We start from the raw sequence: 13,109 nt of genomic DNA, 5'->3' as shown, positions 1-13,109 counted from the left end.
TGCGTTTCCGACTCTATCAGACCGTTTCCGGTTCCGATTTCCTCGGTGCTTTCCAGGTTTCCGCTTTCGCGTTTCCCTTTCCGGCGGTTCCGACTCTATCAGATCCTTTCGGGCCTGACTCCCAGTCAGAGGGGCTTGCCTTCCCGGCTGTTGGGCCGTTCCGACGAGTGAGACTTTAGCGGACTCCGTGGCCCCGCGCTAATCGGGGCTGCGTCCTTTCGAACGCGGATTCCTCATTTCGCAAATACGCATGCCAATAGAGAAGACAGCAGTCTGATCGACTGCGGTCGACTAGAGGTTGGTACTTGCGGAATGGCTGTCCGGGGACCGACCGGAGTCGGCGCTCACGTCGGACAACTCGGAGAACACTACGTATCGGCACGGGGAGTGTCAACTCACCCCCGGACGGGACCCTGGCGGCGTACCCTGGTGCGCATGACGACGCGTACGTACACCCAGCAGTGGTGGGCCGCCTGACGGCGGCCGGTCCTACGTATGCACTCAACGGCCGCCGCTTCGGCGGCCGTTCTCGTATCTCCCTCCAGAGCTCCTGAGGGCCGGCCGGCGGGGACGGCGGTCTCGACCAGGAGGTGGAAGAGAGATGACGCGAGTCTTCAGTGGGGTCAAGCCGACCGGGCATCTGACGCTGGGGAACTACCTGGGGGCCATGCGGCGGTGGGCAGCCGTCGATCAGCACCAGGCCGACGCCCTGTTCTGTGTCGTCGATCTGCACGCGCTGACCGTGGAGCACGACCCGGCGCGGGTGCGGCGGCTCAGTAGGCAGGCGGCGACGTTGTTGTTGGCGACGGGGCTGGATCCGGAGCTGTGCACCGTGTTCGTACAGAGTCATGTGGATGAGCACGCGCGACTGTCGTATCTGCTGGAGTGCGTGGCCACGGACGGCGAGATGCGGCGGATGATCCAGTACAAGGAGAAGGCCGCGCGCGAGCGGGAGCGGGGCGGGAGTGTGCGGCTGTCGCTGCTGACGTATCCCGTGCTGATGGCGGCAGACATCCTGGCGTACGGGGCCGACGAGGTGCCGGTGGGTGATGACCAGGCTCAGCATGTGGAGCTGGCGCGGGATGTCGCGGTGCGGTTCAACCAGCGGTACGGGCACACGTTCGTGGTGCCCCGGGCCACGCCTCCGAAGGTGGCCGCGCGGGTGATGAACCTGCAGGAGCCGCTCTCGAAGATGGGGAAGAGCGATGACACCGGACCCGGGATCGTCTATCTGCTCGACGAGCCGGACGTGGTGCGGAAGAAGGTCATGCGGGCCGTGACCGACAGCGGGCGAGAGGTCGTCTACGACCGGGAGGCTCGGCCGGGCCTCGCCAATCTGCTGGAGATCCTCGCGGCGTGCACGGGTGGGAACCCGGAGGCGCTGAGCGGTGTATACGAGTCGTACGGCGCCTTGAAGAAGGACACCGCGGAGGCCGTGGTCGAGGTCCTCAGGCCCGTGCAGGAGAGGCACAAGGAGTTGTGCGCGGATCCTGGCTATGTGGAGGGGGTGCTGCGGGATGGTGCTCAGAAGGCTCGGGCGATGGCCCGGCCGACCGTCGATGCGGCGTATCGGGCGATCGGGCTGCTGCCGGCGGCCGCTGATATCGCGGTGACCGTCTAGGCCAGCGTGTGCCGGGCCGCCGCCCCCTGAGCTGGATGGAGCAGGGGGCGGCGGATGGTCAGCTGTTGCCTGAGGCCAGCTCGCGGCTGCGGTCGCGGGCGGCTTCGAGGGCGGCGATGAGGGCGGCTCGTACGCCGTGGTTCTCGAGTTCGCGGATGGCGTTGATCGTGGTGCCCGCGGGGGACGTGACGTTCTCGCGGAGCTTGACCGGGTGTTCGCCGCTGTCGCGGAGCATCGTGGCGGCGCCGATCGCGGACTGGACGATGAGGTCGTGGGCCTTGTCGCGGGGCAGGCCGAGCAGGATGCCGGCATCCGTCATGGCTTCGACCAGGTAGAAGAAGTACGCCGGGCCGGAGCCGGAGAGGGCCGTGCAGGCGTCCTGCTGGGACTCCGGGACTCGGAGCGTCTTGCCGACGGCGCCGAAGATCTCCTCGGCGTGGGCGAGGTGCTCGGCGGTGGCGTGGGTGCCGGCGGAGATGACGGACATGGCCTCGTCGACGAGGGCGGGGGTGTTCGTCATGACGCGGACGACCGGGGTGCCTGCTGCGAGGCGCTCCTCGAAGAAGGAGGTGGGGATGCCTGCCGCGCCGCTGATGATCAGGCGGCCGGCGGGGACGTGGGGGGCGAGTTCGTCCAGGAGGGTGCCCATGTCCTGCGGCTTGACCGTGAGGATCAGGGTGTCGGCGGTCTTGGCGGCCTCGGCGTTGGTGACCGGGTTGACTCCGTAGCGCGCGCGGAGCTCTTCGGCCCGTTCCTGGCGGCGGGCTGTGACCAGGAGGTCGGCCGGGGCCCAGCCGCCTCGGATCATTCCGCTGAGCAGGGCTTCGCCGATCTTGCCGGTGCCGAGGACTGCGACTTTCTGGGTCATGGCTGCGGGTGCCCTCCGGGGGTTGCGTCGTCCGGGGTTCATCCTCGCACCGGGGGTGGGGGTGCGGCTCGGCTGTCCGGTTGGCGGGACGTGCGCCGGGCTATGCGGTGCGGCGTCGCAGAGTCGCCGCTCCCAGGGCGAGGACGAGCAGTGCGCAGCCGGCCACGATCAGGGCGTCGCGGACGAAGGTGGCGGTCATGTCGGTGTGCTTGAGGACCTCGTTCATGCCGTCGACGGCGTAGGACATCGGGAGGACGTCGGAGATGGCCTCCAGGACGGGGTGCATGTTGTCGCGGGGGGTGAACAGGCCGCAGAGGAGGAGCTGGGGGAAGATCACGGCCGGCATGAACTGGACGGCCTGGAATTCGGAGGCGGCGAAGGCCGAGACGAAGAGGCCGAGTGCGGTGCCGAGGAGTGCGTCGAGCAGGGCGACCAGGAGGAGCAGCCAGGGGCTGCCGGTGACGTCCAGGCCGAGGAACCAGACGGCGAGGCCGGTGGCGAGGGCGGACTGGATGATCGCGAGGGTGCCGAAGGCGAGGGCGTAGCCGGCGATGAGGTCGCCTTTGCCCAGGGGCATGGCGAGGAGGCGTTCGAGGGTGCCGGAGGTGCGTTCGCGCAGGGTGGCGATGGAGGTGACCAGGAACATCGTGATCAGCGGGAAGATCCCGAGGAGGGAGGCGCCGATGCTGTCGAAGGTGCGCGGGCTGCCGTCGAAGACGTAGCGCAGCAGGAACAGCATCACGCAGGGGATCAGGATCATCAGCGCGATGGTGCGGGGGTCGTGGCGGAGCTGGCGCAGTACCCGGGCTGCGGTGGCGAGGGTGCGGGAGACGCTGAGGGCGCTGGTGGGGGCCGGGGTGGCGGTCGTGGTGGCGGTCGTCGTGCTCATCGGGTCGTCTCCTTCGTGCGTCCGGCTGCCACGGCCTCGTCCACGAGGTGCAGGAATGCGGCTTCGACGGTCTCGGCGCCCGTGCGGGTGCGCAGGGCGTCCGGGGTGTCGTCGGCGAGGATCTCGCCTTCGCGCATGAGGAGGAGGCGGTGGCAGCGCTCGGCCTCGTCCATGACGTGGGAGGAGATGAGCAGGGTCGCTCCTCGCTGGGTGGCGATGTCGTGGAAGAGGTTCCAGAGGTCGCGGCGGAGGACGGGGTCGAGGCCGACGGTCGGTTCGTCCAGGACCAGCAGTTCCGGTGTGCCGAGGAGTGCCACGGCCAGTGAGACGCGGCTGCGCTGGCCGCCGGAGAGGTTTCCTGCGAGGGCGTCGGCGTGGCTGGTGAGGTCGACGTCCTCGATGACGCGGGTGACGTCGGAGTGGCGGCGGTCGGTGGCGGCGTGGCCGGGGGCGAGGATCGCGGCGAAGTAGTCGAGGTTCTGGCGGACGGTCAGGTCGTCGTAGACGGAGGGGGCTTGGGTCACGTAGCCGATGTGGGTGCGCAGGGTGGGGTGGCCTGCGGGGCGGCCGAGGACGTCGAGGGTGCCGGTGACCTTGGCCTGGGTGCCGACGATGGAGCGCATGAGGGTGGATTTGCCGCATCCGGAGGGGCCGAGCAGGCCGGTGATCTGGCCGCGCGGGACGGTGAAGTCGAGGCCGCGCAGGACGGTGCGGGGGCCTCGGACGACGGTGAGGCCTTCGGCTCGGACGGCGGGGCTCTCGGCGGTCTGCGTGGCGGTGTCGGGTGGGCCGGAGGAGTAATTCATCATGTGATGAATACTGCTCTCGTGGGCGGGTGCCGTCAAGCCGGTGGTGTTCGGCGACCCGGCGCACGGCGGCGTGATCGGAAGTGCGCGGTCCGGTTCGCGTGCTCCCGGATCCCCCTGATGGCCTCGGGAAGCGGCTGCGCGATCAACTCCCGTTCTCGACAATGGATTTCAGTGCGAGGTCATATGCCGCGCGCCCAGGTTCGCCGTGCCCTCCCCCGGCACGGCGCCCACGCATCTCCCCGTATCCCGTGACCGTCGTCGATCGTCGGAGGTGCTCCTGTCATGCGCTGTGGTGTAGGCAAGGCCGACCTGTTCGCGTCCCTCGTCGTGTTTCTCGTGGCGCTGCCGCTCTGTGTGGGAGTCGCCATAGCCTCCGGTGTGCCCGCCGAGCTGGGGCTGGTGACCGGGATCGTCGGAGGGTTGGTCGCCGGGGTGCTGCCCGGCAGCAGCCTTCAGGTGAGCGGTCCGGCGGCGGGGCTGACGGTGCTCGTCTACGAGGCCGTGCAGCGGTACGGGGTCGGGGCGCTCGGGGTGCTGGTGTTCGGCGCCGGACTGGTGCAGTTGGGGCTCGGGGCGCTGCGGCTGGGACGGTGGTTCCGGGCCGTGTCGGTGGCCGTGGTCCAGGGGATGCTCGCGGGCATCGGTCTCGTCCTGATCGCGGGTCAGGTCTACGCGATGGGCGACGCGAACGCGCCCGCCGGCGGCCTGGGCAAGCTCGCCGGGCTGGTGTCGCTGCCCGGTCTGGTGGACCCGGTGGCGTTGTCAGTGGGGGGTGCCACCATTGCCGTACTGCTGCTGTGGCCGCGATGGAAGCGCGGGGCTCGCCTGGTGCCCGCGCCACTGGTCGCGGTCGGCCTCGCGGCGGCGGTGACCGGGGTGTTCGGCCTGGGGGTGCGGCGGGTCGAGGTGAAGGGGCTGCTGGATGCCGTGCGGCTGCCGGAGGCTGCGGATCTCGGGCGGCTCACGGAAGTGGGCGTGCTGGGGACCGTGATCGCCTTCGCGTTGATCGCGTCCGCCGAGTCGTTGTTCAGCGCGGCGGCGGTGGACCGGCTGCACGACGGACGGCGTACCGACTACGACCGTGAGCTGATCGCGCAGGGCGCGGGCAACGCGGTGTGCGGGGTGCTGGGCGCCCTGCCGATGACCGCGGTGATCGTGCGCAGCGCGGCGAATGTCCGGGCGGGTGCACGGACCAAGGCGTCCCGGGTGCTGCACGGGGTGTGGCTGCTGCTTTTCACGGTCGTCGTGCCCGGGGTGCTCGGGGTGATTCCGGTGGCGGCGCTGGCCGCACTGCTGGTGCACGCCGGGTGCAAGCTCGTGCCGGTGCGGGAGGTGCGGGTGCTGTGGCGCGGGCATCGCGGGGAGGTGGTCGTGCTGGTGGTGACGGCGGCGGCGATCGTCGTCGGCAATCTCTTCGAGGGGGTGTTGGTGGGGTTGGCGCTGGCGGTGGCGAAGACCGCGTGGGACGCCAGCCATGTGCATGTGGAGACCGAGGACGGAGGCGAGGCGGGGATCGTCGTACGGGTGCTGGGGCATGCGACGTTCCTGCGGCTGCCGAAGCTGCTGGACGCGTTGGAGGCGCTGCCGCGGGACCGGGAGGTGCGGCTGGAGCTGGGCGGGCTGCGGCATCTGGACCATGCGTGCGCGGCGGCCCTGGAGGGGTGGGCCGCCGGGCGGGGCCAGGCGTTGGCGGTGAGCGGGAGGGCGACGCCGTGAGGCGGCCCTCGGCAGGGCTCGGTGGGGCTCAGGCCGTGGCGAGCAGCAGGATGACGTCGTAGACCTCTTCGACGATGCCGTCCGGGAAGGCCCGCATCAGGTGGGCGCGCTCCTCGGCGAGGAAGGCGGCGCCCTCCTCGCCGCCCACCAGGAAGGTCGAGTGGCTGGCGATGTTGGCGATGTGGGTGTCGACGGTGATGCGGCGGCTCCAGCGGACCTCGCGGCGGGTGAAGTCGAGGCGCTCGGCGGGGTCGACGGCACGGGCGTTGACGTTGCGCTTCTCCTCGTGGATGTTCACCTCGAAGTGGCGTCCGATGCGTTCGGCGGCCTCGGCGAGCCAGGGCACGTCGAGGGCGTCGGTGTTCCACCACAGGGCGAGCGCGCCGCCCGGGCGCAGGACGCGGACGGCCTCCGGGATCGCGCGGTTCGGGTCGGTCCAGTGCCAGGCCTGGGCGTAGGTGAGGAAGTCGGCGGAGTCGTCGGCGAGGGGCAGGGTGTTGCCGTTGCCGCGGACGATCGGGATGTCGGGGTGGGACCGGCGGAACTGGGCGGCCATTCCGTCGCCGGGTTCGACCGCGAGTACGTCGGCGCCGCGGGCGTGCAGGAGGGCGGTCGCTATGCCGGTGCCGGCGCCGACGTCCACGACGCGGGAGCCGGTGAGGGGACGGCCGGCGAGGTCCTCGACGGCGTCGAAGAGGGCGGGCGGGTAGGAGGGGCGGTTCGCCGCGTACTGGGCTGCGGCCGCGTTGAAGGAGTGGGCGCGGGCGGTGTGCGAGGGAGCCGTCATACGGCCATGGTGGCCGGGTTCGGCGAAGAGAGCGGTGATTTTTCGGTGTGAGGCGGGGTCCGGCTAGGAGCGGCGGCGCTTCTTCGACGGGTTGCCGGTGCGGCGGGTGGTGCGCTTCTCGTACTGCTTGCGGGCGGTGTCGTACTCCTCGCGGTGGAGCTTCTCGCCCGGGGCCTCCGCGAGGGAGCGGAAGAAGTAGGCGAGGAGGGAGCCGACGAAGCCGATGGCCAGCAGGCCGCGGAGGGAGGCCTGGCGGTCGGGGTCCGCGCGCTTGGTGAAGCCCTCCCAGGTGTGGCGGAAGGCGAGGGCGCTGCAGATCGCGAACATCACGACCATGAGGAGGGTGACGAAGCTGCCGATGTCCGCGATCTGGAGGCCCTGGAAGGCGAAGCGGAGAACGAGGCAGGAGCCGACGGCGGCGGCGAGGGAGCCGATGGCGGCGCCGACGCGGCGGGCCGGGTAGCCGTTGTCGTGGTCGACCCAGGTCGTGCCGAAGAAACGGATGGGTTCGGGGCGGGGGCCTGGTGCGGAGCCCGCGGGGGTTTCCTGGATGCCGTTGTCGTCGCTCACAGGTCGATTATGGCTCCGGGTGGCCGCGGGCTCCGAGGGGGTTCAGCAGCCCTTGGTCACGAACCCGAACCCGAGCAGCGCTGGGTCACGTAGCCGTCGGCGCCCGTCTTCACGTAGGTGTCCGAGACGAAGACTCCATCGGAGGTCTTGTCCCAGATGTTCGAGGTGCCGAGCGGTCCGGTGATCGTCTCGCCCGGCGTCTGACAGACGATCGAGATGGTCGTGCCCGGCTTGTAGGTCTTGATGATCTGGTAGCTGGTTCCCGGGCCACTACGGGCGTTCACGTTCGAGGTGCCGACCACCGGGTAGCCCGCGGCGGCGGCCTCGGAGGCGACACCGAGGACGGTGAGGAAAGCTGCGGCGGTGCTGGTGAGCACGAGGGATCCGCGCTTCAACAATGTCATGTGGAGGTCCTTTCGATCTTGCTGGTGATCAGAGTGCGCGGCGCGGGCGGACGTAGCCGTGATGAGGGCTCCGGTGGCGCCGGCGAGGAGGACGGTCCGCGGGTCGGTGCTCGCCTGTCCTCCCCTTGGGATGTGGGGGTCAGGGGCAGCGGGCCGCTACGTAGCCGTCGTTGCCGGTGTGGACGTACGCGTCCGAGACGTACTCGCCGTTGTCGATGGTGTCCCAGATGTTCGACGTGCCGTACGGACCCGTCACCGTCTCGCCCGGCCTATGGCAGTAGACCGGAACCTTGGCGCCCTCGGAGAGGACACCGACGATGGTGTAGTTGGTGCCCGGACCGCTACGGACATTCAGGCGATAGCCCGGGGCCGTGTCGTAGTAGACGGACCGCGGCCTCGGCGTGTGCGGCGCCGACCATGAGGAAGGCGCCGGCGAGCATGACGGATCTGCGCTTCAGGGATGACATGGGGGTTCCTTGGGCGGTGAAAGGGGGAGTCAGGCGCAGCGGGAGGCGACGTAGCCGTCGCTGCCGGTGTGGATGTAGGTGTCCGAGACGTACTGGCCGTCGTCGATGTTGTCCCAGATGTTCGACGTGCCATAGGGACCTGTGATCGTCTCCCCCGGTGTCTGGCACCAGATCGGGACCCTCGCGCCCTCGGCGAGCACACGGACGACACCGTAGGAGGTGCTCGGGCCGCTGCGGACGTTGAGGCGATAGCCCGGCGCAACCTCGTAATAGCGCAAGGTCGCGGCCTCGCTGGTGGCGGCGCCCACCGTGATGAAGGCGCCGCTGAGGCCGGCGAGCAGGACGGAGCGGCGTCTCAGGGACGTCATGGAGTTCCCCCGGGTTTCGGCGGCGATGTCAGAGGGAGCAGCGCGGGCGGATGTAGCCGTCGCTGCCGGTGTTCACATACGCGTCCGAGACGTACTCGCCGTCGTCGATGTTGTCCCAGATGTTCGACGTGCCGTACGGGCCGGCGATGTTCGTGCCCGGCGTCTGGCACCAGATCGGGACCTTGGCACCCTCGGCCAGGACACGGACGATGGTGTAGCCGGTGCCCGGACCGCTACGGACGTTCAGGCGATAGCCCGGGGCGACCGAGTAGTAGCGCAGAGCGGCGGACGTGGCCGCCGTGGTGGTGACGGACTGCGTCTCGTCCCCGCTCTCGACCTCTTCGACACGTTCAACAGACATGAAAGCACTCCCCCGTTGAGCCCCACAGTTGTCGTGGGACCCCGTTGATTCCCCTCGAACACGCCGCGAAACAGGCGTGCGCAACTCGCACACGAACGCTAGCAAGCCGCCTCTGTCTCGCACGAGTCATCGACTAGGCTCCGTGCGTCGCGCGCGCGGACGAACAGCACGGGGGTGGTCCCATGGCGCCACATCAGGACACCGGATCGGACGCGGAAGCGGAACTTCCCGAGTACACCGGTCACTACCGTCTGGAGTCGCGTCTCGGGTCCGGCGGCATGGGCGTCGTCCACCGTGCCCGCAGCGCCTCGGGGATGACGCTCGCGGTGAAGATCGTGCACGCCGCATTCTCCAAGGACCCTGAGTTCAGGGGGCGTTTTCGGCAGGAGGTCGCGGCGGCGCGACGGGTCAGCGGTGCGTTCACCGCGCCGGTCGTCGATGCCGATCCGGAGGCCGAACGGCCCTGGATGGCCACTCTGTTCATTCCCGGGCCGACGCTCTCGGACGAGGTGAAGCGGAACGGGCCCATGCCCCCGGCTCAGTTGCGTCGGCTCATGGCCGGACTGGCCGAGGCACTGCGCGACATTCACAGGGTCGGTGTCGTCCATCGGGACCTCAAGCCGAGCAATGTGCTGCTCGCCGAGGACGGGCCGAAGGTCATCGACTTCGGTATCTCCCGGCCAAAAGACAGCGAACTGCGCACCGAGACCGGAAAGTTGATCGGCACGCCGCCCTTCATGGCGCCGGAGCAGTTCCGGCGGCCGCGAGAGGTGGGGCCGGCCGCTGACATCTTCGCGCTGGGCTCCGTGATGGTGCACGCGGCCACGGGGCGTGGGCCGTTCGACTCCGACAGCCCGTACGTCGTCGCGTACCAGGTCGTCCACGACGAGCCCGATCTGACCGGCGTACCGGAGAACCTCGCGCCGCTCATCGCACGGTGTCTCGCCAAGGAACCCGAAGACCGGCCCACACCCGATGAGTTGATGCGGGAGTTGCGGTCGGTCGCGGCCTCGTACGACACGCAGGCGTTCATACCGGCGCAGCGGACAGCTGACGTCTCCGAGCCGGAACCCCGCGGCAAAGAGCCCGAGCGGCGGCCCAAGAGGCGGTCCGGCAAGGTGGCGGCGTTCGGCGCCGGGGGGATCGGCCTCGCCGTGGTCGTCACACTGGCCTGCGTGCACCTGCTCGACGACAAACGTGCGACGCCGAGGAGCAGTCCGGCGCAGACCAAGTCGGCCGAGTTCGAGGACTGGGCCGTGGCGGCTCCCACGAAGGGCACCCCCAAGTGTTCGTACGGCGAAGGGAAGTTGCTCTGCGCACAGGGCGAACTGGTCTTCGCTCTCGACCCTGCCGACGGACGCCTTCTCTGGCGGCGCTCCACGTCCACGCCGCAGAGCGGCCCGCCGCTCGTGTCGGGCGGCCTCGTACAGCCCACGCCGGAACGCAGCGGACGCCTGGATGCGCTCGACCCCACGTCAGGCGCGGCACGTTGGCAGCGGAAGGCTTCGTACAGCGGGCTGGTGTGCGCCGGAGGCATGGTTCTCCTCACCGGTGCCGACGGAACGGTCACCGGTCTGGACGGCGCTTCGGGCGACACGAAGTGGAGCGGCCGGATACCGGGGCACAAGACCCCGTACTTCGTCTCGTTCGCGGGAGACCGGTTGGCCTACGCGACGAGCACGTCCGACGTCCGATCGAGCACCCGGGTGTCCGCAGTCGACCCCGACACGGGTGCCGTCCGGTGGGACGCGCACCTGGACGGGACACTGAAACTCCTTGGCACCGCTGGGGGATCGGTCTATTTGCTCGCCGTCGACGCGGTCTACGGCGACGCCGAAGCCGTGATCCGCTACACGCCGGACAACGGGGCCTCGGAGCGGGTGGCGTTGCCCGCCCCGCTCCAGCAGGCCCATGGCACGGTGAACGGTGACAGGGTCTACCTCATGGGCGCCGGCGGGTCGTTGGTGGCCATCGACATGAACACGCGCAAGCAGCGCTGGAGTCTGGAGACAGGCGTGGCCCGGGGATCGGCGCCGCTCGCCGAAGGGAACCACGTGTACGTCACCGCCCCTGACGGCCGCCTGCTCGCCGTGGACTCCCGTGACGGCAAACTGCTCGGGCAGACGCCGGCTCGACTGGGCTCGGGTTCGGCCCAGGTCGCGGGAGCGCTGCCCGACCCGATCATCGCCAACACCCACATCTACGCCTCCGCCCCCGACGGCACCGTCTTCTCCGTGAACGCCCGCACCCCCTCGGCCTGGTGACACGAAAAGGGCCGCCTCCGAAGAGGCGGCCCCCGTGGCAGAACCCTGAGGATCAGCCCAGCTTCGAGACGTCCCGCACCGCGCCCTTGTCCGCGCTCGTGGCCATCGCCGCGTAGGCCCGCAGCGCCGCCGACACCTTGCGCTCGCGGTTCTTCGGGGCGTAGACCCCGCCCAGCGCCGCCTCGCGGCGGGCCAGTTCGGCGTCGTCGACGAGGAGTTCGATGGTGCGGTTCGGGATGTCGATGCGGATGCGGTCGCCGTCCTCGACGAGCGCGATCGTGCCGCCGGCCGCCGCCTCGGGGGACGCGTGGCCGATCGACAGACCGGAGGTGCCGCCGGAGAAGCGGCCGTCGGTGACCAGGGCGCAGAGTTTTCCGAGGCCGCGGCCCTTGAGGTACGAGGTCGGGTAGAGCATCTCCTGCATGCCGGGGCCGCCCTTGGGGCCCTCGTAGCGGATGACGACGACGTCGCCCTCCTTGACCTGCTGGGTCAGGATCTTCTGGACGGCCTCTTCCTGGGACTCGCAGACGACCGCCGGGCCCTCGAAGGTCCAGATGGACTCGTCGACGCCGGCCGTCTTCACGACACAGCCGTCGACCGCCAGGTTGCCCTTGAGGACGGCCAGGCCGCCGTCCTTGGAGTACGCGTGCTCGGCGCTGCGGATGCAGCCGCCCTCGGCGTCCTCGTCCAGCGTGTCCCAGCGCTCCGACTGGGAGAAGGCCTCGGCGGACCGGACGCAGCCCGGGGCCGCGTGCCACAGTTCCAGCGCCTCGGCGGAGGGGGAGCCGCCGCGGACGTCCCACGTCTTCAGCCAGTCCGCCAGGGAGGGGCTGTGGACCGAGTGGACGTCCTCCCGCAGCAGGCCCGCGCGGTGCAGTTCGCCCAGCAGGGCGGGGATGCCGCCGGCGCGGTGCACGTCCTCCATGTAGTACGTGCGGTTCTTCGCGACGTTCGGGGCCACCTTCGCCAGGCACGGCACCCGGCGGGAGACCTCGTTGATCTCCTCCAGGCCGAAGGGGACGCCCGCCTCCTGGGCCGCCGCCAGCAGGTGCAGGATCGTGTTGGTCGAGCCGCCCATGGCGATGTCGAGGGCCATGGCGTTCTCGAAGGCCGCGAAGGAGGCGACCGCGCGCGGCAGGACCGTCTCGTCGTCCTGCTCGTAGTAGCGGCGGGTGATGTCCATGACCGTGCGGGCCGCGTCCTCGTACAGCCGGCGCCGGGCCGTGTGGGTGGCCAGGGTCGAGCCGTTGCCCGGGAGCGAGAGGCCGATGGCCTCGGTCAGGCAGTTCATCGAGTTGGCCGTGAACATGCCGGAACAGGAGCCGCAGGTCGGACAGGCGTTCTCCTCGATGCGGAGCATGTCCTCATCGGAGATCTTGTCGTTCACGGCGTCGGACATCGCGTCGACCAGGTCGAGCGTACGGACCGAGCCGTCGACCAGCGTGGCGCGGCCGGACTCCATCGGGCCGCCGGAGACGAAGACCGTGGGGATGTTCAGACGCAGGGCCGCGTTGAGCATGCCCGGCGTGATCTTGTCGCAGTTGGAGATGCAGATCAGGGCGTCGGCGCAGTGGGCCTCGACCATGTACTCCACCGAGTCCGCGATGAGGTCGCGGGAGGGCAGGGAGTACAGCATGCCGCCGTGGCCCATCGCGATGCCGTCGTCCACCGCGATGGTGTTGAACTCGCGCGGGATGCCGCCGGCCTCGACGATCGCCGCGCTGACGATCCGGCCGACCGGCTGGAGGTGGGTGTGACCCGGCACGAACTCGGTGAAGCTGTTGGCGACCGCGATGATCGGCTTGCGGCCGATGTCCGCACCGGGTACACCGGAGGCGCGCATAAGGGCGCGTGCGCCCGCCATGTTGCGGCCGTGGGTGACTGTGCGGGACCTCAGCTCGGGCATCGTCGCTCGCTCCTTCAGACAGGTAGGGCTGCTATCGAGCGTACGCCGGTCATCCAGGGGGCGGACACCGTGTCCGCGA

At 69.9% G+C, this 13,109-nt stretch carries 13 protein-coding genes; 3 read left to right on the top strand and 10 right to left on the bottom strand.

From position 1 onward, the window contains the following. Positions 1–601: 601 nt before the first annotated feature. Complete coding sequence (gene trpS / locus ACWD3I_RS47450) at positions 602–1,621, top strand: tryptophan--tRNA ligase (RefSeq protein ID WP_365410473.1); 1,020 nt, start codon at positions 602–604, stop codon at positions 1,619–1,621. Between the two features lie 58 nt (positions 1,622–1,679). Here the strand turns inward: trpS and proC are convergent, their stop codons facing one another. The 3 genes from proC to ACWD3I_RS47435 all read right to left on the bottom strand — a co-directional run bounded on the left by proC (position 1,680) and on the right by ACWD3I_RS47435 (position 4,187). After that, entirely contained in the window at positions 1,680–2,489 is an 810-nt protein-coding gene (proC, locus tag ACWD3I_RS47445) for a pyrroline-5-carboxylate reductase (protein ID WP_361496554.1), read from the bottom strand. 100 nt (positions 2,490–2,589) lie between these two features. Next, positions 2,590–3,378: an ABC transporter permease gene (locus tag ACWD3I_RS47440; protein WP_365410476.1), complete on the bottom strand. Its 789-nt coding sequence runs from the start codon at positions 3,376–3,378 to the stop codon at positions 2,590–2,592. Then, the gene (locus ACWD3I_RS47435; protein ID WP_365410479.1) at positions 3,375–4,187 is read right to left on the bottom strand and encodes an ABC transporter ATP-binding protein; all 813 of its coding nucleotides are present in this window, start codon (positions 4,185–4,187) and stop codon (positions 3,375–3,377) included. The genes ACWD3I_RS47440 and ACWD3I_RS47435 overlap by 4 nt, the downstream gene beginning before the upstream one ends. A gap of 282 nt (positions 4,188–4,469) precedes the next feature. On the opposite strand from ACWD3I_RS47435, the gene ACWD3I_RS47430 reads away from it, so the two are divergent. Beyond that, a complete protein-coding gene (locus ACWD3I_RS47430; protein ID WP_365410482.1) occupies positions 4,470–5,903 on the top strand; it encodes a SulP family inorganic anion transporter in 1,434 nt (477 codons plus the stop codon). A 28-nt stretch (positions 5,904–5,931) separates the two neighbouring features. On the opposite strand, the gene ACWD3I_RS47425 is transcribed toward ACWD3I_RS47430, so the two are convergent. From ACWD3I_RS47425 to ACWD3I_RS47400, 6 genes are all read right to left on the bottom strand, one after another. Next, the gene (locus ACWD3I_RS47425; protein WP_365410485.1) at positions 5,932–6,690 is read right to left on the bottom strand and encodes a class I SAM-dependent methyltransferase; all 759 of its coding nucleotides are present in this window, start codon (positions 6,688–6,690) and stop codon (positions 5,932–5,934) included. 63 nt (positions 6,691–6,753) lie between these two features. Continuing rightward, on the bottom strand, positions 6,754–7,260 hold the full coding sequence (locus ACWD3I_RS47420) for an EamA/RhaT family transporter (protein WP_365410488.1): 507 nt from the start codon (positions 7,258–7,260) through the stop codon (positions 6,754–6,756). Positions 7,261–7,316: 56 nt separating this feature from the next. Then, positions 7,317–7,664, bottom strand: coding sequence for a hypothetical protein (locus ACWD3I_RS47415; protein ID WP_365410491.1), 348 nt, complete (start codon positions 7,662–7,664; stop codon positions 7,317–7,319). A 139-nt stretch (positions 7,665–7,803) separates the two neighbouring features. Then, a complete protein-coding gene (locus ACWD3I_RS47410) occupies positions 7,804–8,019 on the bottom strand; it encodes an SH3 domain-containing protein (RefSeq protein ID WP_365410535.1) in 216 nt (71 codons plus the stop codon). Positions 8,020–8,160: 141 nt separating this feature from the next. Next, positions 8,161–8,499, bottom strand: a complete 339-nt coding sequence (locus tag ACWD3I_RS47405) for a hypothetical protein (protein WP_365410493.1) — start codon at positions 8,497–8,499, stop codon at positions 8,161–8,163. Positions 8,500–8,527: 28 nt separating this feature from the next. Then, positions 8,528–8,860 (bottom strand): SH3 domain-containing protein, encoded by a 333-nt coding sequence (locus ACWD3I_RS47400; protein ID WP_365410496.1) that lies wholly within the window; start codon positions 8,858–8,860, stop codon positions 8,528–8,530. A 182-nt stretch (positions 8,861–9,042) separates the two neighbouring features. Here ACWD3I_RS47400 and ACWD3I_RS47395 point away from each other — a divergent pair, with 182 nt between their 5' ends. Then, positions 9,043–11,124, top strand: a complete 2,082-nt coding sequence (locus tag ACWD3I_RS47395) for a serine/threonine-protein kinase (RefSeq protein WP_365410499.1) — start codon at positions 9,043–9,045, stop codon at positions 11,122–11,124. A 52-nt stretch (positions 11,125–11,176) separates the two neighbouring features. On the opposite strand, the gene ilvD is transcribed toward ACWD3I_RS47395, so the two are convergent. After that, on the bottom strand, positions 11,177–13,030 hold the full coding sequence (gene ilvD / locus ACWD3I_RS47390) for a dihydroxy-acid dehydratase (protein ID WP_365410502.1): 1,854 nt from the start codon (positions 13,028–13,030) through the stop codon (positions 11,177–11,179). Between the last annotated feature and the right edge of the window lie 79 nt (positions 13,031–13,109).

Source organism: Streptomyces sp. NPDC002817, assembly GCF_053592055.1.
This window is presented reverse-complemented; position numbering and strand designations above follow the sequence as displayed.

What these genes read in the sequence shown, in the direction of transcription:
- trpS (WP_365410473.1), top strand. Translation starts at nt 602, where the DNA reads ATGACGCGAGTCTTCAGTGGGGTCAAGCCGACCGGGCATCTGACGCTG.
- proC (WP_361496554.1), bottom strand. Translation starts at nt 2,489, where the DNA reads ATGACCCAGAAAGTCGCAGTCCTCGGCACCGGCAAGATCGGCGAAGCC.
- ACWD3I_RS47440 (WP_365410476.1), bottom strand. Translation starts at nt 3,378, where the DNA reads ATGAGCACGACGACCGCCACCACGACCGCCACCCCGGCCCCCACCAGC.
- ACWD3I_RS47435 (WP_365410479.1), bottom strand. Translation starts at nt 4,187, where the DNA reads ATGATGAATTACTCCTCCGGCCCACCCGACACCGCCACGCAGACCGCC.
- ACWD3I_RS47430 (WP_365410482.1), top strand. Translation starts at nt 4,470, where the DNA reads ATGCGCTGTGGTGTAGGCAAGGCCGACCTGTTCGCGTCCCTCGTCGTG.
- ACWD3I_RS47425 (WP_365410485.1), bottom strand. Translation starts at nt 6,690, where the DNA reads ATGACGGCTCCCTCGCACACCGCCCGCGCCCACTCCTTCAACGCGGCC.
- ACWD3I_RS47415 (WP_365410491.1), bottom strand. Translation starts at nt 7,664, where the DNA reads ATGACATTGTTGAAGCGCGGATCCCTCGTGCTCACCAGCACCGCCGCA.
- ACWD3I_RS47405 (WP_365410493.1), bottom strand. Translation starts at nt 8,499, where the DNA reads ATGACGTCCCTGAGACGCCGCTCCGTCCTGCTCGCCGGCCTCAGCGGC.
- ACWD3I_RS47400 (WP_365410496.1), bottom strand. Translation starts at nt 8,860, where the DNA reads ATGTCTGTTGAACGTGTCGAAGAGGTCGAGAGCGGGGACGAGACGCAG.
- ACWD3I_RS47395 (WP_365410499.1), top strand. Translation starts at nt 9,043, where the DNA reads ATGGCGCCACATCAGGACACCGGATCGGACGCGGAAGCGGAACTTCCC.
- ilvD (WP_365410502.1), bottom strand. Translation starts at nt 13,030, where the DNA reads ATGCCCGAGCTGAGGTCCCGCACAGTCACCCACGGCCGCAACATGGCG.